The sequence below is a fragment of the Streptomyces sp. NPDC101152 genome, from assembly GCF_044768275.1.
Classification (GTDB): domain Bacteria; phylum Actinomycetota; class Actinomycetes; order Streptomycetales; family Streptomycetaceae; genus Streptomyces.
In genome coordinates, this window is record NZ_JBIWPO010000008.1 from 235,885 (window position 1) to 253,907 (window position 18,023).

Annotated in this window: 18 protein-coding genes; 8 read left to right on the plus strand and 10 right to left on the minus strand. The window is 72.4% G+C overall.

What is annotated here, in order from left to right; genetic code table 11:
* Positions 1 to 15 precede the first annotated feature (15 nt).
* The gene (locus ACIRVK_RS13980) at positions 16 to 1,893 is read left to right on the plus strand and encodes an HSP90 family protein (protein ID WP_404246563.1); all 1,878 of its coding nucleotides are present in this window, start codon (positions 16 to 18) and stop codon (positions 1,891 to 1,893) included.
* Positions 1,893 to 4,823, plus strand: coding sequence for a tetratricopeptide repeat protein (locus tag ACIRVK_RS13985; RefSeq protein WP_404246565.1), 2,931 nt, complete (start codon positions 1,893 to 1,895; stop codon positions 4,821 to 4,823). The genes ACIRVK_RS13980 and ACIRVK_RS13985 overlap by 1 nt, the downstream gene beginning before the upstream one ends.
* A gap of 1 nt (position 4,824) precedes the next feature.
* Here ACIRVK_RS13985 and ACIRVK_RS13990 read toward each other — a convergent pair whose 3' ends face one another.
* The gene (locus ACIRVK_RS13990; RefSeq protein ID WP_404246567.1) at positions 4,825 to 6,510 is read right to left on the minus strand and encodes a DAK2 domain-containing protein; all 1,686 of its coding nucleotides are present in this window, start codon (positions 6,508 to 6,510) and stop codon (positions 4,825 to 4,827) included.
* 251 nt (positions 6,511 to 6,761) lie between these two features.
* Here ACIRVK_RS13990 and rpmB point away from each other — a divergent pair, with 251 nt between their 5' ends.
* The gene (gene rpmB, locus ACIRVK_RS13995) at positions 6,762 to 6,947 is read left to right on the plus strand and encodes a 50S ribosomal protein L28 (protein ID WP_003993230.1); all 186 of its coding nucleotides are present in this window, start codon (positions 6,762 to 6,764) and stop codon (positions 6,945 to 6,947) included.
* Between the two features lie 76 nt (positions 6,948 to 7,023).
* On the opposite strand, the gene thiD is transcribed toward rpmB, so the two are convergent.
* Entirely contained in the window at positions 7,024 to 7,812 is a 789-nt protein-coding gene (gene thiD, locus ACIRVK_RS14000) for a bifunctional hydroxymethylpyrimidine kinase/phosphomethylpyrimidine kinase (RefSeq protein ID WP_404246569.1), read from the minus strand.
* Positions 7,809 to 8,774 carry a thiamine-phosphate kinase gene (locus ACIRVK_RS14005; RefSeq protein WP_404246571.1) on the minus strand — a complete coding sequence of 322 codons (966 nt, stop codon included), beginning with the start codon at positions 8,772 to 8,774 and terminating at the stop codon, positions 7,809 to 7,811. The genes thiD and ACIRVK_RS14005 overlap by 4 nt, the downstream gene beginning before the upstream one ends.
* Positions 8,775 to 8,971: 197 nt before the next feature.
* Here ACIRVK_RS14005 and ACIRVK_RS14010 point away from each other — a divergent pair, with 197 nt between their 5' ends.
* Together ACIRVK_RS14010 and ACIRVK_RS14015 are read left to right on the plus strand one after the other, a co-directional pair.
* Positions 8,972 to 9,205: an Lrp/AsnC family transcriptional regulator gene (locus ACIRVK_RS14010; RefSeq protein WP_003997603.1), complete on the plus strand. Its 234-nt coding sequence runs from the start codon at positions 8,972 to 8,974 to the stop codon at positions 9,203 to 9,205.
* A gap of 20 nt (positions 9,206 to 9,225) precedes the next feature.
* The gene (locus tag ACIRVK_RS14015; protein WP_404246573.1) at positions 9,226 to 9,708 is read left to right on the plus strand and encodes a DUF3515 domain-containing protein; all 483 of its coding nucleotides are present in this window, start codon (positions 9,226 to 9,228) and stop codon (positions 9,706 to 9,708) included.
* Here ACIRVK_RS14015 and ACIRVK_RS14020 read toward each other — a convergent pair.
* From ACIRVK_RS14020 to ACIRVK_RS14030, 3 genes are read right to left on the minus strand one after another with little or no spacing between them, the layout of a single operon-like run.
* Positions 9,705 to 10,859 carry a D-alanine--D-alanine ligase family protein gene (locus ACIRVK_RS14020; RefSeq protein ID WP_404246575.1) on the minus strand — a complete coding sequence of 385 codons (1,155 nt, stop codon included), beginning with the start codon at positions 10,857 to 10,859 and terminating at the stop codon, positions 9,705 to 9,707. The two genes, ACIRVK_RS14015 and ACIRVK_RS14020, sit on opposite strands and share 4 nt — an antisense overlap.
* Before the next feature lie 59 nt (positions 10,860 to 10,918).
* Positions 10,919 to 11,929 carry an NAD(P)H-dependent glycerol-3-phosphate dehydrogenase gene (locus ACIRVK_RS14025; protein ID WP_404246577.1) on the minus strand — a complete coding sequence of 337 codons (1,011 nt, stop codon included), beginning with the start codon at positions 11,927 to 11,929 and terminating at the stop codon, positions 10,919 to 10,921.
* Entirely contained in the window at positions 11,926 to 12,690 is a 765-nt protein-coding gene (locus ACIRVK_RS14030; RefSeq protein WP_404246578.1) for a lysophospholipid acyltransferase family protein, read from the minus strand. Before ACIRVK_RS14030 ends, ACIRVK_RS14025 begins: the two co-directional genes overlap by 4 nt.
* Positions 12,691 to 12,846: 156 nt before the next feature.
* Between ACIRVK_RS14030 and cofC the strand changes: the two genes are divergently transcribed.
* Together cofC and ACIRVK_RS14040 are read left to right on the plus strand one after the other, a co-directional pair.
* A complete protein-coding gene (cofC, locus tag ACIRVK_RS14035) occupies positions 12,847 to 13,485 on the plus strand; it encodes a 2-phospho-L-lactate guanylyltransferase (protein ID WP_404246580.1) in 639 nt (212 codons plus the stop codon).
* Positions 13,486 to 13,495: 10 nt separating this feature from the next.
* Positions 13,496 to 13,717 (plus strand): hypothetical protein, encoded by a 222-nt coding sequence (locus ACIRVK_RS14040; protein ID WP_404246582.1) that lies wholly within the window; start codon positions 13,496 to 13,498, stop codon positions 13,715 to 13,717.
* Positions 13,718 to 13,791: 74 nt separating this feature from the next.
* Here the strand turns inward: ACIRVK_RS14040 and ACIRVK_RS14045 are convergent, their stop codons facing one another.
* From ACIRVK_RS14045 to leuC, 4 genes are all read right to left on the minus strand, one after another.
* Positions 13,792 to 14,421: an HU family DNA-binding protein gene (locus tag ACIRVK_RS14045; RefSeq protein WP_404246584.1), complete on the minus strand. Its 630-nt coding sequence runs from the start codon at positions 14,419 to 14,421 to the stop codon at positions 13,792 to 13,794.
* A gap of 137 nt (positions 14,422 to 14,558) precedes the next feature.
* Complete coding sequence (locus tag ACIRVK_RS14050; RefSeq protein ID WP_404246586.1) at positions 14,559 to 14,789, minus strand: hypothetical protein; 231 nt, start codon at positions 14,787 to 14,789, stop codon at positions 14,559 to 14,561.
* 265 nt (positions 14,790 to 15,054) lie between these two features.
* Entirely contained in the window at positions 15,055 to 15,648 is a 594-nt protein-coding gene (gene leuD / locus ACIRVK_RS14055; protein ID WP_404246588.1) for a 3-isopropylmalate dehydratase small subunit, read from the minus strand.
* 6 nt (positions 15,649 to 15,654) lie between these two features.
* Positions 15,655 to 17,079: a 3-isopropylmalate dehydratase large subunit gene (gene leuC / locus ACIRVK_RS14060; RefSeq protein WP_404246590.1), complete on the minus strand. Its 1,425-nt coding sequence runs from the start codon at positions 17,077 to 17,079 to the stop codon at positions 15,655 to 15,657.
* A 188-nt stretch (positions 17,080 to 17,267) separates the two neighbouring features.
* Between leuC and ndgR the strand changes: the two genes are divergently transcribed.
* Positions 17,268 to 17,984: an IclR family transcriptional regulator NdgR gene (ndgR, locus tag ACIRVK_RS14065; protein WP_026278050.1), complete on the plus strand. Its 717-nt coding sequence runs from the start codon at positions 17,268 to 17,270 to the stop codon at positions 17,982 to 17,984.
* Positions 17,985 to 18,023: the final 39 nt, after the last annotated feature.

The following is an 18,023-nucleotide window of genomic DNA, read 5'->3' on the forward strand; positions in this document are numbered from 1 at the left end:
ACCGGCGCTGCGACGATGGACTCCCAGACCTCGAAGTCATCCCAGCCGTCCCAGTCACCCCAGTCACCTCATACGTTCCAGGTCGACCTGCGTGGACTGGTGGACCTGCTCTCCCATCACCTCTACTCCAGTCCCCGGGTCTATCTGCGCGAGCTGCTGCAGAACGCCGTGGACGCCGTCACCGCCCGGCGGGCGGAGCAGCCCGACGCCCCGGCGCGGGTGCGGCTGTACGCGGAGGAGGGCGCGCTGCGGGTCGAGGACTCCGGCATCGGGCTCACCGAGGCGGACGTGCACAGCCTGCTGGCCACCATCGGGCGCAGTTCCAAGCGGTCCGACGGGATCGCCGGCGGGATCCAGGAGGCCCGCTCGGACTTCCTCGGGCAGTTCGGCATCGGGCTGCTCGCCTGTTTCGTGGTGGCCGAGCGGATCCGGGTGGTCAGCCGCAGTGCCCGTACGCCCGACGCGGCGCCCGTGGAGTGGACGGCGAGCGACGACGGTTCGTACACCGTGCGGACCCTGCCCGATGCCGCGCGGCCGGAACCCGGCACCACGGTGCACCTGGTGGCGCGAGCGGGCGCCGCCGAGTGGCTGTCCCCCGAGCGCGTGCTGACCCTGGCGCGGGACTTCGGGTCGCTGCTGCCCTACGACGTCCGGGTCGGCGAGGAGGCGGTCACGGACCTGCCGGCGCCCTGGGACCGTGCGTACCCCTCCCCCGCCAACCGGCGTGTGGCCCTGGCGCGGCACTGTCACGAGCTGTTCGGGTTCACCCCGCTGGACTCGATCGAGCTGGACGTGCCGCTCGCCGGGATCCGCGGGGTGGCGTATGTGCTGCCGTCGGCGGTCAGCCCGGCGCAGCGGGCGACGCACCGGGTGCACCTCAAGGGCATGCTGCTGACCGAGCGGGCCGAACAGCTGCTGCCGGACTGGGCGTTCTTCGTGCGCTGCGTGCTGGACACGGACAGTCTGCGGCCCACGGCCTCGCGCGAGTCCCTGTACGAGGACGAGACGCTGGCGGCCGTGCGGGAGGCGCTGGGCGAGCGGATCCGGTCCTGGCTGACCGGGCTCGCGGCCGGTGATCCGCAGCGGCTGGCGGCCTTCCTGTCGGTGCACCACCTGGGCGTGAAGTCGCTGGCCCGGCACGACAGGGAGATGCTGCGGACGATGCTGCCGTGGCTGCCCTTCGAGACGACCGACGGGCAGCTGTCCCTGGAGGAGTTCGCGCAGCGGCACCCGATGGTGCACTTCACCCGGACCGTGGAGGAGTACCGGCAGGTCGCGGCGATCGCGTCCGCACAGGGCGTCGGGGTGGTCAACGGCGGTTACACGTACGACAGCGAGCTGGTCGAGGCCCTGCCGTCGGTCCGGCCGGGCACGGTGGTGGCGGAGCTGGACGCGGACACCGTCACGGCGCACCTGGACGCCGTGGATGCGACGGAGGAGCTGGCGCTGGCGGGGTTCCTTGCGGCGGCGCGGGCACGGCTGGACGCAGTGCAATGTGACATAGTACTGCGCTCCTTCCACCCGATCTCGGTCCCCGCCCTCCACCTCGACGACCGCTCCACCCGCCACGAGCAGGCCCGTGCCGAGGCCGAGGAGCAGGCCGACGACCTGTGGGCGGGCATCCTCGGCTCCCTGCGCGGCAGCGCTCCCCGCGCGCGTCTGGTGCTCAACCACCTCAACCCCCTGGTGCGCAGGATCAGTTCGCTGGGCGACCCGGAACTGATCGGTACCGCCACCGAGTCCCTGTACGGGCAGGCCCTGCTGATGGCGCAGCGGCCGCTCAGGCCCGCGGACACCGCCCTGCTGAACCGGGCGTTCATCGGCCTGCTGGAATGGGCCACCCACGGCGACTCCGCACACGGAGAGTCCACACACGGGGAGGACGGCCGCTGATGGCTGGGATCACGGACTTCGACTCCCTGCGCCGGGCGATGGCGGAGAACTCCGAGCGCCCGGAGGGTCCTGCACGCAACGCGCGCGCGGAGCAGCTGCTCGCCGAGGCGGAGAAGCTGGGCATCCCGCTCGCCGTGATCGAGGCGCTCGGGCACCAGCTGAAGGTCTACAACTACAGCTCCGAGAAGGACAAGATGTTCGTCCCCTTCGCGCGCCTGCTGCGCATGTGGGACGAACGGCCCGAGGACTTCGACGCATACGAGACGCACTCGCTGCACTGGGTCTTCAAGTGGATGTCCTCCGGCATGCTCGACCAGCCGCACGTCCCGCTCGCCTCGATCGAGAAGTGGCTCGGCGAGATGGAGCACCGCTACCGGCTCGCCGGGCACTCGGAACGGGCCGTGCGCAGCGCGGAGTTCAGCGTGGCCGCGCATGTCGGTGACCTCCCGCGCGCGGAGCGGGCGTACGCCGCCTGGCTCGCGGCGGACCGGGACCGCATGGCCGACTGCCACGCCTGCGAGCTGCACGGGCAGGGCTGGTGGCAGGCCGAGCGAGGCCGGGACGCGGAGGCGCTGCTGCTGTGGCGGCCGGTCCTGGAGGGCGAGTTCACCTGCGCGCACGAGCCGCACACCGTGCTCGCCTCCTCCCTGGTGCCCCTGCTGCGGCTGGGCCGCACGGACGACGCCCGCGCCCACCACCTGCGCGGTTTCCGGCTGGTACGGCCCATGGAGAGCATGCGCGGCGCGTACGCGGACCACGTGGAGTTCTGCGCCCTGACCGGCAACGAGGCGCGCGGCCTGGAGCTGCTGGCGGAGCGGCCGGCGTACTTCACGGACACCGGGCAGCCACGCAGCCGGCTCGACTACCTGAGCGTGGTGGCCCTGCTCATGGACCGGCTCGTCGCGCTGGGTCTGGGCGGGCGTGAGGTGCCGGGGCCGGCCGGGCGTTCCTGGACCGCGCGCGAACTCGCCACGCACGCGCGTGCGGAGGCCCTCGCTCTCGCGGCCCGCTTCGACGAGCGCAACGGCACCTCGTACGTCGGTGAGCGGACCCGCGCGCGGATGGCGCAGCGCCCGCTGGTGGACCGGCTGCCGCTCGGGGTCCGCGCGGTGCGCCCGGCACCCGCTCCCCCGGCGCCGGTCGCCGTGACCCGGGAGGAGGAGCCGGACCTGCCCGCGCTGCTGGCCGAGGCACGGCGGCTGTCCGACACGCTGCGCCCGAACGCCGTCGAGGCGTGGGCGGCGGTCTCCCGGGCCGCGGAGGGTGTAGAGCTCGACGTCCGCGACCGCGCGGAGATCGTCGACCACGAGGCGATGGACCGGGGCCCGGAGGGCGCCGAGCTCTTCGAGCGGGCCGCCGAGCTGTACGCGGCGGCGGGCGACCCGGGCGAGGCGCTCGCGGCACGCACGCGTGCGGCGTACGTACGCGCCCTCGCGGGCCGGGTCGAGGAGGCCGTCGCCGCGGTCGCCGAGCCGTACGACCAGGTCCTCGCCTTGTACGCGGAGGACGCAACGGGGGTCCGGCAGACGGCGGCGGTGCTGATGGGCCGGGCCCGGGTGCTGATGCGGCGGGTGCAGGAGGCGAGCGAGCGGGCGGCCGGCGGGGCTGCCGGGGACGTCGTGCTCAGCGAGGCCGAGAACGCCGTACGCGAGCTGCTCGCACTGGTCGGTGGACGCGCCGGGGACGACGTGCGGATCGCCGCGCGGGAGGCCGAGGGGCTGGCCATGCTCGCGGAGCTGGCCCTGCAGGGCGGCGACCTGGAGGCCGCACGGGAGCTGTTCACGCGGGCCTCGGAGAACTTCGTGGCAGCCGGGCTGCCGTGGTTCGCGGTGGAGTACGAGGCCCGGCTCGCGGGGCTGGCGCACCACCTCGGTGACGTCACCGGCGCCGAGCGGGCGCTGCGCGCGGCCCTGGAGCACGGCGGAGCCCAGCTGGAGCCGGTCGGGCGGTCCCAGCTCCACCTCCAGCTCGCCGAGGTGCTGGGCGGCCGGGGACTGGCCGTGGAGGCGGCCGAGCACGCCCTGGAGGCGGCGCACTGGGCCGACGAGGCGGGCCAGGGCCCCACGCTCGGCGCCTGGGCCCGGCAGCAGCTGGGCGGGCTGCTGCTGCGGCAGGGCCGGTTCGCCGAGGCCGCCGAGGTGCTGGAGTCGGCGCTGCCCGACCTGCGCGCCGAGACGCACGGCGACGGCGCGGTCGTCCAGGCGCAGTGGTGGCTCGGCGACTGCCTGAGCGAGCTGGGCGAGCACCGGGAAGCGGCCGAACGCCGGCTGCAGGCCGCCGAGATCGCCCGGCACTGGCCCGAGCAGCGCGACCACGCCACGCTCGCCCACCTCGCGGCCGAGTCGCTGGGGGCCGCCGGGCTGACCACCGAGGCGGACCGGGCCTACGCGCGGGCGGGCGACCTGTGGCGCTCCCTGGGCGACGTCCACGGCCTGGTCCGCTCCCTGCGCGCGCGGGCGTGGCTCGCGCTGCGGGTGCCGGACGGCACGGACACGGCCCGGGAGTTGATGGCGGCGGCGGCCGGGGAGTGCCGGGAAGCGCTAGCCGGCGCCGGGGACGACGAGGGGGCACGGGAGCGGCTGGGCGCCGAACTCGGCCACACCCACCGCCAGTTCGGCGACCTGCTGGCCCGTTCCGCGGCCGAGGACGCCGACGACGACTCGATACGGGCCGCGCTCGAGGAGGCGCTGTCCCAGGTCGAGGAGGCCATCGCGGTGTTCGCCTCCCTGGAGGGCGACGACGCCCTGCACGGCCGTACCGGCGCCGAACTCGCCGCCGGCTGGCTGGAGGCCGACCTCGGCCGGCCGTCCCGGGCGGCTTCACGCGCGCGTGCCGTGCTCGCGGCGTACGACGGTGCGGGCCCCGAGGACGAGACGGTACGGGACAGACGCGCGGAGGCCGAACAGCTGCTGCAGGTGGAGGAGAGCTAGCTCACTCGACCCCGATCAGCAGCAGCGCACCCTGGCGGCCGCCCCGGTACACCACCGTGTCGACGGCCAGGTAGGACTCACGCACGCGTGCCTCCAGGCGCTCGGCGACGGACTCGGGGGCCTCGTCGCCGAGGACGAGGGTGACGAGTTCGCCGCCGGCCTGGAGCATGCGGTCCAGCACGGTCTCGGCGGTGGCGGTGACGTCGGCGCCGATCACGGCCACGTCGCCCTCGATGAGGCCGAGGACGTCGCCGGCCTGGCAGATGCCGGCCATCGTCCAGGACTGGTGCTCGGCGACGGCGACCTCGGCGTAGCGCGTCGCGCCGGCCGCCGAGGTCATCGACACCACGTCCTCGTCGAAGCGGCGTTCGGGTTCGTGCACGGCGAGCGCGGCGATGCCCTGGACCGCGGACCGGGTGGGGATCAGCGCGACCCGGATGCCCTCCGTGCGGGCCTGCTCGGCCGCCGCTGCGGCGGTGTGGCGCAGGTCGGCGTCGTTGGGCAGCAGCACGACCTCGCGCGCGTGGGCCCGCCGTACGGCGTCGACCAGCTCGCCGCTCGCGGGCGGCTCCCCGGGGCGCGCGAGCACGGTGGTCGCGCCGGCCTCCGCGTACAGCCCGGCCAGTCCCTCCCCGGGCACGACCGCCACGACGGCCCGCTGGGCCCGCTCCCCGGGCGGCCGCCCGGCGCCGGCGGTGTGCACGTCGCCGGCCCCGAAGTGGGTGATCCGGATCCGGTACGGCCGTCCGGCCTCGACGCCCGCCTCCACGGCGGCGCCCGCGTCGTCCACGTGCACGTGCACGTTCCACAGTCCGTCGCCGCCGACCACGACCAGGGAGTCCCCGAGCCCGTCGAGCCGCTCCCGCAGCCGCGCCACGGCCGCGTCCTCGGCCTCCAGGAGGTAGATCACCTCGAAGGCGGGCCCGCCTTCGGCGACCGCGTCGGCGCACTCCTCGACCGGGCCGCCCAAGCCGCCCGCACCGATCCCGTGGACCTCACCGCCCGGCGCGGGAACCCCCGAAGGCGCCTCCCCCGTGAACGTCTCCACCAGCGCGGCCAGCACGGCCACCAGCCCGCGCCCACCGGCGTCGACCACCCCCGCCCGGCGCAGGACCGCCAACTGCCCCGGCGTCGCCGCGAGGGCTGCGCAGGCGCCCGCGTGGGCGGCCCGCGCGACCGTCCCGCAGTCGCCCTCGGCCGCGCCGGCGGCGTCCGCGGCGGCGGAGGCGACGGACAGGACCGTGCCCTCGACGGGATGCGCGACGGCGTGCCGGGCCGAGTCGGCCGCGTGCCGCAGGGCGAGCCGCAGACCGGAGCCGTCGGTGTGAGGCTGGTCACCGTCCGCCGCGAGCACCTTCGCCATGCCCCTGAGGAGTTGCGCGAGGATGGTCCCGGAGTTCCCCCGGGCCCCTATCAGCGCCCCGTGGGCCATCGCGCGCACGGTGTCCGCCAGGGCCGGCTTCCCCGGCTCCCCCGCACCGACCGCGTGACCGGCGAAGACCGCCTCCACGGCGGTGACGGCGGACTCCATGGTCAGGTACAGGTTGGTGCCGGTGTCCCCGTCGGCCACGGGATAGACGTTGATCGCGTCGATCTCCTCGCGCGCGCGGCCGAGGCCCTCGAGCGCGAGGACGCACCAGGTGCGCACCGCGAGAGCATCGAGGAATGTCTGCGGCACCCGCGCCACCTGTGCCTCCTTGAGCCGGACTGGTCGCAGCGTAGACCCAGGAACGGTCTTCGCCGGAAGAGGGCCGGGAGCGGGGGTCTGAGCAGGCATGGTAGTTTCGTTGCACGGGCGCAGTCGTTGTATGCTGCTCCGGTTGCCCGATCCACATCGGGCCATTCCCCTGGCACCGCCACTCAGATCTGATCCTGCGATCTCGATCCCGGCATGCCGGGATCCAACCGTAAGTGCATCTGAAGTCTTTGGAGTGACCCGTGGCTGCCAACTGCGACGTCTGCGGCAAGGGGCCGGGCTTCGGCAACAACATCTCGCACTCGCACCGCCGTACGTCCCGTCGCTGGAACCCGAACATCCAGCGCGTCCGTACCGTGGTCGGCGGGACGCCGAAGCGCGTGAACGCTTGCACCTCGTGCATCAAGGCCGGCAAGGTCTCGCGCTGACGCACAGCTAAGCGCGCGGCCACCGCTGGTTCGCTGCACTGAGCCGGTCCACCCGAGGGTGGGCCGGCTTTTTGCCTTACCCGAGCGCCCAGGCGTGGTCCACGGGTCCGATCCCGCCGCCGAGCGCGAACCCGGCGGCGATCGCCCCGGTGACGTACTCCTTGGCGGCGGCCACCGCCTCCGGCACGGACTGCCCCTTGGCGAGCTGCGCGGCGATCGCGGACGCGAGGGTGCAGCCGGTGCCGTGCGTGTGCCGGTTGTCGTGCCGGGGCGCGCGCAGCCAGTGCTCCTCGGTGCCGTCGGTGAGCAGGTCCACTGCGTCACCGGGCAGATGACCGCCCTTGATCAGCACCCACTGCGGACCGTACGACAGCACGGCCGCGGCGGCCTCCCGCAGCCCCGCCTCCGACTCGACGCGGACACCCGTGAGTTGGGCGACCTCGTCGAGGTTCGGGGTGGCGACGGTGGCGACCGGGAGCAGCCGCTCGCGCATCGACTCCAGGGCGGAGGCGGCCAGCAGCGGGTCGCCGTGCTTGGAGACGCCGACCGGATCGACGACCGCGGGGGCGTCCGTGGCGCCGATCAACTCGGCGACCGTCTCGACGAGTTCGGCCGAGGCCAGCATTCCGGTCTTGACCGCCTGCACGCCGATGTCGTCGACCACGCTGCGGTACTGCGCCCGCACCGCCTGGGCCGGCAGCTCCCAGGCACCCTGCACGCCGAGGGAGTTCTGCGCGGTGACGGCCGTGACGACGCTCATGCCGTGCACGCCGAGCGCGAGCATCGTCTTCAGGTCGGCCTGGATGCCGGCCCCGCCGCCGGAGTCCGAGCCCGCGACCGTCAGTACCCGGGGCGGGGCGCTCACGACTCGATGTCCCCGAAGTGGTCCCAGCCGCCCTTGCTGGTCCACGGCGCCCCGTCCACCGTCACCTGGGGCAGTGCCGAGGGGTTGAGGACCTCACCGATGACCTTCCAGCGGGCCGGGAGCTTCACGTCCGGCGGGAAGGTCGCCACGATCGCGTGGTCCTCTCCCCCGGTCAGCACCCACTGCATGGGGTCGACGCCGACGGCCTGCCCGATGTCGTTCATCTGGGAGGGGATGTCGATCGCGCCGGAGCGGATGTCGATGCGCACCTTGCTGGCCTCGGCGATGTGCCCGAGGTCGGCGATCAGCCCGTCGCTGACGTCGCACATCGCGGTCGCGCCGAGCCCCGCGGCGGCCGGGCCCGCGTGGTACGGCGGCTCGGGGCGCCGGTGCGCCTCCACGAAGGCGCGCGGCGAGCGGAAGCCGCGGGACAGCACCGCGTAGCCGGCGGCCGACCAGCCCAGCCAGCCGGTGACGGCGACCAGGTCGCCGGGCTGGGCGCCGCCCCGGGTGATGGGGTCCTGGTTGCGCAGATCGCCGAGCGCGGTGATCGACACCATGATCGTGTCGCCTCGTACGACATCCCCGCCGACCACCGAGGCGCCCGCAACCTGGCACTCGTCCCGCAGTCCGTCCATCAGCTCGTTCGGCCAGGTCACCGGGAGTTCGGCGGGGACGACCAGGCCCAGCAGCAGCGCGGTGGGGACGGCGCCCATGGCGGCGATGTCCGCGAGGTTCTGCGCGGCGGCCTTGCGGCCCACGTCGTACGCCGTGGACCAGTCGCGGCGGAAGTGCCGGCCCTCCAGGAGGATGTCGGTGGAGGCCACGACCCGTCGGTCGGGGGCGGCGACCACCGCGGCGTCGTCGCCGGGGCCGACCCGGACCGCCGGGGTGGTGGTCAGACGGGAGGTGAGCTCCCTGATGAGCCCGAACTCCCCGAGCTCACCAACAGTGCCCTTCATTGCCCTTGCTCCCCTTCTGTCCCTTGCCGTGCCCGGTCGCGCGTCATCAGTGTCCTCGATACGGTCGTAACTGCCGTCAACCCGTGTCGTACCCGCACCCCGGCACGGGTGCCCCGGGTCTCCCCGCGGCGCGTGGCGACGCGATACCGTGGCGTTCCTTTTCCCCACATGATCCTCGTGGCCGCCCTGGAGGTTCCGTGGTACAGGCGTACATCCTGATCCAGACGGAGGTCGGCAAGGCGTCGACCGTCGCCGAGACGATCAGCAAGATCCCTGGGGTGATCCAGGCCGAGGACGTGACAGGACCCTATGACGTGATCGTGCGGGCACAGGCCGACACCGTGGACGACCTCGGCCGCATGGTGGTCGCGAAGGTCCAGCAGGTGGACGGCATCACCCGAACCCTGACCTGCCCGGTCGTGCATCTGTAGCCCCCGTCTACCCTTGGCCGGTGAACTTCTTCCGTCACCGGCTCACCGGCCTGCCCGTGCTCGCCCTGCTGATCACGGTCGTGGGCTGCTCCTCAGCAGACGACGGTGCCCGGGCCGCGGTTCCCTCGCCGGGTGCGAAGGTCGCGGGGCTGTGCCGGAAGCTGGACAAGGTGCTGCCGGCCAAGGTGGACGGTCAGGGTCGCCGGGATCCCGAGCCCGCGTCGGCACTGACCGCGGGCTGGGGGAACCCGGCGATCATACTGCGCTGCGGTGTGCCGCGGCCCGCGCAGATGAGCGATCCGGAGGCCGACGGGGTCGAGGTCGACGGCGTGGGCTGGCTGCTGCAGAAGCAGCAGGACGGGTCGTTCCACTTCACCACCACGCTGCGCAAGGCGTACGCCGAGGTGACGATCCCCGTGGGGCGGACCGGGGACGGCATGGCGCCGTTGGTCGATCTGGCGCCTGCCGTCAAGAAGGCGATTCCGACGGGTATCGCCGACTAGCGCAAGCCGGTCGAGCGGCGCAGGGCCGCCTGGATCAGCCGGTCCACCAGCTCCGGGTAGGCGATGCCGCTCGCCTGCCACATCTGCGGGTACATCGAAATGGGCGTGAAGCCCGGCAGGGTGTTGATCTCGTTGATGACGAAGCCCTCGTCCGTGAGGAAGAAGTCCGCGCGCACCAGGCCCTCGCAGGAGGCCGCCTCGAAGGCGTCCACGGCCAGGCGCTGGACCTCCGCCGTCTGCTCCGGCGTCAGGGGCGCCGGCACGATCCCGGGGGTCGAGTCGATGTACTTCGCCTCGAAGTCGTAGTACGCGTGGGCGTCCGGCGGGGGGATCTCCGCGGGGACCGAGGCCCGCGGCCCGTCCTCGAACTCCAGCACCCCGCACTCGATCTCGCGCCCGCGCACCGCCGCCTCGACCAGGATCTTCGGGTCGTGCCGCTGGGCCTCCGCGATCGCCTCGTCCAGGCCGGACAGGTCGTCGACCTTGGTGATGCCGATGGAGGAGCCCGCGCGCGCGGGCTTCACGAACAGCGGCCAGCCGTGCTCGCCGGCGAAGTCGACGATCTTCTTGCGGGCCGCGGACTCGTCCCGCTCCCACTCGCGCGGCCGGATCACCACGTACGGGCCGACCGCGAGCCCGAAGGAGGTGAACACCCGCTTCATGTACTCCTTGTCCTGGCCGACGGCCGAGGCGAGCACGCCCGAACCCACGTACGGTACGCCGGAGAGCTCCAGAAGGCCCTGCAGGGTGCCGTCCTCCCCGTACGGGCCGTGCAGGACGGGGAAGACGACGTCGACCTCGCCGAGCGCCTTGGGCACCGATCCGGGTTCGCTGACGACGACTTCACGGTTGCCCGGGTCGAGGGGGAGCACCACGCCGCCCTCGCCCGACTCGGCCACGTCCTCGACCTCCGGCGTGCGGCGGTCGGTGATCGCCATGCGGTCCGGTTCGTCGGCGGTCAGGGCCCAGCGGCCCTCCCTGGTGATGCCGATCGGCAGGACGTCGTACTTCGTCCGGTCGATGGACTTGAGGACGGCGCCGGCCGTGACCACGGAGATCCCGTGTTCGGAGCTGCGCCCGCCGAACACGACGGCCACACGCGGCTTGCGGGGCGGCTGCTCGGGGCTCTGGGGGAGGTTCTCGGTGCTCATATCGCGTTGAGCGTACCCGGTGGTAGTGCCCCAAGACAGCGTGCGCTCCGGGGGGTCGCTCAGTGTCGTTCGGGCTTCGCGCTGCGCGACATCAGTTCCTTCAACGCCACGACGGGCGGCTTGCCTTCGTGCACGATGTCGACGACCGTCTCGGTGATCGGCATCTCCACGCCGTGCCGGCGGGCCAGATCCGCCACCGACTCGCAGGACTTGACGCCCTCCGCGGTCTGCCGGGTGACGGCGATGGTCTCCTCGAGGGTCATGCCCTTGCCGAGGTTGGTGCCGAAGGTGTGGTTGCGCGACAGCGGCGAGGAGCAGGTCGCCACCAGGTCGCCCAGGCCCGCGAGCCCGGAGAACGTCAGCGGGTCGGCGCCGAGGGCGACCCCGAGCCGCGTGGTCTCGGCGAGGCCGCGCGTGATGAGCGAGCCCTTGGCGTTGTCGCCGAGTCCCATGCCGTCCGCGATGCCGACGGCGAGCCCGATGACGTTCTTGACGGCGCCGCCGAGTTCGCAGCCGACGACGTCCGTGTTCGTGTACGGCCGGAAGTACGGCGTGTGGCAGACGGCCTGGAGCCGCCGCGCGACCGCCTCGTCCGTGCAGGCGACGACGGCGGCGGCCGGCATCCGGGCGGCGATCTCGCGTGCGAGGTTGGGCCCGGTGACCACGGCGACACGGTCGGCGCCGACCTTGGCGACGTCCTCGATCACCTCGCTCATCCGCATGGCGGAGCCGAGTTCGACGCCCTTCATCAGGGAGACGAGGACGGTGTCGGGAGCGAGCAGCGGCACCCACTCGGCGAGGTTGGCGCGCATGGTCTGGGACGGCACCGACAGGACCGTGAAGTCGGCGTCGGCGGCGGCCTCGGCCGGGTCGGTGGTGGCCCGCAGGTTCCCGGGGAGCTCCACGCCGGGCAGGTAGTCGGGGTTCGTACGGCGGGAGTTGACCGCCTCGGCGACCTCCGGGCGGCGGGCCCACAGGGTGACCTCGCAGCCCGCGTCCGCCAGCACCATGCCGAACGCCGTCCCCCACGAACCGGCGCTGAAGACCGCCGCCTTGACGGGCTTGCTCACTTGCTCGTCTCCCCCTCGGAACCGGTCTGCGCCTGTGTCCTGCGCCGCTGCTCGATGCGCTCACGGCGCGGGTCGTAGGGCCTCTCGGGCGCCTTCTCGCCGCGGATGTCCTCCAGCAGGCGGGTGACGGCGGCCATGATGACCTCCGTGGCCTCCTTCAGGACGTCCGCGGACATCTCCTTGTCGTAGAAGCGCGAGAGGTCCACGGGCGGGCCCGCGAGCACGTGATGGGTCTTGCGCGGGAAGAGGTGCGGCCGGGTGCTGTACGGCGGCAGCAGTTCGTTGGCGCCCCACTGGGCGACCGGGATCACCGGGCACTTGGTCTCCAGGGCGACGCGCGCGGCACCCGTCTTGGCCGTCATGGGCCAGCCGTCCGGGTCGCGGGTGATGGTGCCCTCGGGGTAGAAGACCACGCACTCGCCGCGCTGCACGGCGGCGACGGCGGCGCGGAACGCGCTGAGCGCGTCCGTGGACTCGCGGTAGACGGGGATCTGGCCGGTGCCGCGCATCGCGGCGCCGACGAATCCCTTCTTGAAAAGGCCGCTCTTCGCCAGGAATCGCGGAACGCGTCCCGTGTTGTACTGATAGTGCGCGTATGCGAAGGGATCCACGTGGGAATTGTGGTTCACCGCGGTGATAAACCCGCCCTCGGCCGGAATGTGCTCCATTCCGCGCCAGTCCCGCTTGATCAGAACCACCAACGGCGGTTTGCAGAGGACCGCAGCGAAGCGGTACCAGAAGCCGATTCTGCGGCGGGGCACGCGGACACCTTCCTCTAGGGCCTTGGGGGGCCGCACAAGTGTCGCCCCAGGCCGCCGGTCTGTCGAGAACACCGTACGCCCCGACGGCGCGACCGCCAGATGGTCGAGGTGACGGCTGAGCGACAATGGCCGCGACAAGAGAGGGACGGAACGCTCGTGCAGTGGACGTTGGTCATACCCCTGAAACCCCTGGCGCGGGCCAAGAGCAGGCTCTCGGACACCGCCCACGACGGGGTGCGCCCGGGCCTCGCCCTCGCCTTCGCCCAGGACACGGTGGCAGCGGCGCTGGCCTGCCCGGCGGTGAAGGATGTGGCGGTGGTCACGGACGACGCCCTGGCCGGCCGCGAACTGGCCGCGCTGGGCGCCCGCATCGTCACCGACGAGCCCCGCGGCGGCCTCAACGCGGCCCTGAATCACGCGTCGGCCGTCGTGCGCGACGAGCGCCCCGAAACCCCCGTGGCCGCCCTGAACGCCGATCTTCCCGCGCTCCGCGCCCTCGAATTGGCCCGGGTGCTGGACGCCGCCGCGGAATTCCCGCGCGCCTTTGTCTGCGACGCGGCCGCCGTCGGCACGACGCTGCTCGCCGCGGCGCCGCACCAGGAATTGCTTCCGCTGTTCGGCACGGATTCCCGCGCCCGTCATCGCGCCTCCGGAGCGGTGGAGCTCACGCTCGACGGCGTGGAGTCGGTACGGCAGGACGTCGACACCGGCGCCGACCTGCGGGCCGCGCTGGCGCTCGGGGTGGGTCCCCGGACGGCCGCGGTGGCCGCGCAGTTGCTGATTCCCGGGCAGTAGGCTGCGGAGCATGCAGGCCACCGCGTACACGTACGACCCCGAGACCCGCAGCGGGCAGGTCCTCCTGGACGACGGCACGCCCGTGCCGTTCGACGCGGCGGCGTTCGACGCCGGCGGTCTGCGCCTGCTCAGGCCCGGCCAGCGGGTGCGGATCGAGTTCGAGGAAGCCGAGGGAGCTCAGGGGGCCGGCGGCTACCCGCACGTCACCCTCGTCACTCTGCAGACCTTCTGACGCGTCGGTCCCACGACGCGCCGCGGGCCGGGCTCCACGGGGAGTCCGGCCCGGCGCTTGGTGCCCCTGTGCCCCTACCTGGTACGGGCGGTGGCCTTCTTGGCGGTGGTGGTCTTGCGAGCCGTCGACTTCTTGGCCGGGGCCTTCTTGGCCGTCGCCTTCTTGGCGGTGGTCTTCTTGGCGGCGGACGTCTTGGCGGCGCCCGTCGTCTTCTTGGCGGTGGTCTTCTTCGCCGCGGACGTCTTGGCGGTGGCCGTGGTCTTCTTGGCCGTCGTCTTCTTCGCCGCGGTCTTCTTCGCGGCCGCCGCACCCCGCGTCGACGGGGCGGCCTTCTTCGCCGCGGCCTTCTTCACGGTCGTCGAAGCGCCGCCGGTCAGGCTGCCCTTGGGTGCCTTCTTGACGGCGACCTCGCCGCCACGCGGGAGCTTCTTCGAGCCGCTGACCAGGTCCTTGAAGCCCTGACCCGCGCGGAAGCGCGGAACGGAGGTCTTCTTGACCCGAACCCGCTCGCCCGTCTGGGGGTTGCGGGCGTAGCGGGCCGGACGGTCGACCTTCTCGAACGAACCGAAGCCGGTGACCGAGACCCGGTCCCCCGCGACGGTCGCGCGGACGATGGCGTCCAGGACCGCGTCGACAGCCTCGGCGGCCTGCTGGCGGCCGCCCAGCTTGTCGGCAATCGCTTCTACGAGCTGCGCCTTGTTCACGTCTTCCCCTTCGGAGACATTGCCCGAACGAAAGTGTTCAAGCTTTTTCGCACGTTAGGCAGATATATACCGCAAATCAAACACGAAACGGGCTAATCACCCGTGCGCCGCAACGAACTCGACTGTCCCGGCTGCGTTCAGCGGTCCTCTTCGGGGATTCGCCCCGCTTCCAGGTCCGCGGTGAACGCCTCCAGACGCCGTGCCGCATCGGCGAGATCGTGCTTGGCCGCGGCCGTAATGACCAGCAGCTTCCGGGTCAGCGCCATCCGTACGCCCTCCGGGACTTGCAGTGCGCGCACTCTTGCGTGCGCTTCCTTGAGTTGGTCCGCGACCGCCGCATAGAGCTCGAGTTGGCCGTCGTGTTCCATGCACAGATTGTGCCATCTGGGGCGAGTTGTCGCCTGCCCAGGGGGCAACTGCCGCCTCAAACGGCCGTCCGGGCGTTCGCGGATGCCACCGTTACAACCTGCGCGTACCCCGACAACCCCCGTTCTAACGTGGGAAGTTGAACGAAGGCCAGGCGGGTGCGCGGGGCCGTTCGGGTGCAGACATGCCGGTACCCCCGATCGGGCTGATCGGGGGTACCGGGTGGCTGAAACTCGCCTGGTTCGGATGCTCCGGAGGGGGCTCCGCTCAGACCTGGAGCGTCTTTGGCTTGTACGACGGCCGCTTCGCCTCGTACGCCGCGATGTCGGCCTCGTTCTGGAGGGTGATGGAGATGTCGTCCAGCCCGTTCAGCAGCCGCCAGCGGGAGTTCTCGTCCAGCTCGAAGGAGGCGGTGATGCCCTCGGCGCGCACCTCGCGGGCCTCGAGGTCGACGGTGATCTCGGCCTCGGGGTCCTTCTCCGTGAGCTCCCACAGCGCGTCCACGATCTTCTGCTCCAGAACCACCGTGAGCAGGCCGTTCTTGAGCGAGTTGCCGCGGAAGATGTCGGCGAAGCGGGAGGAGATCACGGCCTTGAAGCCGTAGTTCTGCAGCGCCCACACCGCGTGCTCACGGGAGGAGCCGGTGCCGAAGTCAGGACCGGCGACCAGGACCGTGGCGCCCTGGCGCTCGGGCTGGTTGAGGATGAAGGACGCGTCCTTGCGCCAGGCCTCGAACAGCCCGTCCTCGAAACCGTCCCGGGTCACCTTCTTGAGCCAGTGAGCAGGGATGATCTGGTCGGTGTCGACGTTGGAGCGGCGCAGCGGGACGGCCCGGCCGGTGTGCGTGGTGAATGCTTCCATGACTGATCAGACTCCAGCGGGCACAGAGGTGTCGGACAGGTCGGCCGGGGAGGCCAGGTGGCCCAGGACCGCGGTGGCCGCGGCGACCTGCGGGGACACCAGGTGCGTACGGCCGCCCTTGCCCTGCCTGCCCTCGAAGTTGCGGTTGGAGGTGGAGGCGGAGCGCTCACCGGGGGCCAGCTGGTCCGGGTTCATGCCCAGGCACATCGAGCAGCCCGCGTGCCGCCACTCGGCGCCGGCCTCCTTGAAGACGACGTCCAGGCCCTCGGAGACGGCCTGCAGACCCACCCGCGCGGAGCCCGGGACGACCAGCATCCGTACGCCGTCGGCGACTTTGCGGTCCTTGACGATCTCGGCCGCGGCACGCAGGTCCTCGATCCGCCCGTTGGTGCAGGAACCTACGAAGACGGTGTCCACCTTGATGGAGCGCAGCGGCTGGCCGGCCTCCAACCCCATGTATTCCAGGGCCTTTTCGGCGGCCAAGCGCTCCGAAGCGTCTTCGTACGAAGCGGGGTCGGGGACGGACGCCGAAAGCGGCGCGCCCTGGCCGGGGTTGGTGCCCCAGGTGACGAACGGCGAGAGCGACGAGGCGTCGATGACGACCTCGGCGTCGAACTCGGCGTCGTCGTCCGTCCTCAGCGTCTTCCAGTACGTGACGGCGGCGTCCCAGTCCTCGCCCTCGGGGGCGTGCGGGCGGCCCTTGAGGTACGCGAAGGTGGTCTCGTCGGGGGCGATCATGCCCGCGCGGGCGCCGGCCTCGATCGACATGTTGCAGATGGTCATCCGGGCCTCCATCGAGAGCTTCTCGATGGCCGAGCCGCGGTACTCCAGGATGTAGCCCTGACCGCCGCCGGTACCGATCTTGGCGATGATCGCCAGGATCAGGTCCTTGGCGGTGACGCCCTCGGGCAGCTCGCCGTCGACCGTGATCGCCATGGTCTTGGGGCGGGCCAGCGGCAGCGTCTGGGTGGCCAGCACGTGCTCGACCTGCGAGGTGCCGATGCCGAACGCCAGCGCGCCGAACGCGCCGTGCGTGGAGGTGTGGGAGTCACCGCAGACGACCGTGGTGCCGGGCTGGGTCAGGCCCAGCTGCGGGCCGACGACATGCACGACGCCCTGCTCGACGTCGCCCAGCGGGTGCAGCCGGACGCCGAACTCGGCGCAGTTCTTGCGCAGCGTCTCCAGCTGGGCCCGGGAGACCGGGTCCGCGATCGGCTTGTCGATGTCGAGGGTCGGGGTGTTGTGGTCCTCGGTCGCGATGGTGAGGTCGAGACGGCGCACCGGGCGGCCGTTCTGTCGCAGGCCGTCGAAGGCCTGCGGGCTGGTCACCTCGTGCAGGAGGTGGAGATCGATGAAGAGGAGGTCGGGCTCGCCCTCGGCGCGCCGGACGACGTGGTCGTCCCAGACCTTCTCCGCGAGTGTCCTACCCATCGCTTTCCCTCCGGCCGGCGAACGTCCACCGGCCCAACTAGAGATCTTGAGGAGACGGCTCCCGGCCCCTGGTCACGGGCGTCCGTCATCCGGCCCGTTCGGTCAGCGGGCCGCTGTGGATACAAGGGTTGCGCGTCTCACGGAAAAAGGAACTTGCGTTTCACAGAGTGAGACGTGAGTATCGTTTCATGGACAACAGTAGCGGCGTCGGCGTTCTGGACAAGGCAGCCCTTGTCCTGAGCGCCCTGGAGTCCGGTCCGGCCACCCTCGCGGGGTTGGTGGCGGCCACCGGACTGGCACGACCGACGGCCCACCGACTGGCCGTGGCCCTGGAGCACCACCGCATGGTGGCACGTGACATGCAGGGCCGTTTCATTCTGGGCCCCCGGCTCGCCGAGCTGGCCGCGGCCGCCGGCGAGGACCGCCTCCTCGCGACGGCGGGCCCGGTGCTCACGCACCTGCGGGACGTCACCGGCGAGAGCGCCCAGCTCTACCGCCGCCAGGGCGACATGCGCATCTGCGTCGCCGCGGCGGAGCGCCTGTCCGGCCTCAGGGACACCGTTCCGGTCGGCTCGACCCTCACCATGAAGGCCGGCTCCTCCGCGCAGATCCTGATGGCCTGGGAGGAGCCCGAGCGCCTGCACCGGGGCCTGCAGGGCGCCCGCTTCACGGCGACCGCCCTGTCGGGCGTACGGCGCCGCGGCTGGGCCCAGTCCATCGGTGAGCGCGAGCCGGGCGTCGCGTCCGTCTCGGCGCCCGTACGCGGCCCGTCCAACCGCGTGGTGGCCGCCGTCTCCGTCTCGGGTCCCATCGAGCGCCTGACCCGCCACCCCGGCCGGATGCACGCCCAGGCGGTCATCGACGCCGCCGCCCGCCTCTCGGAGGCGCTGCGCCGCTCGGGCTGACCCCCGGACCCCGGGAACCCGTACGGGGAGGGCCCGCCT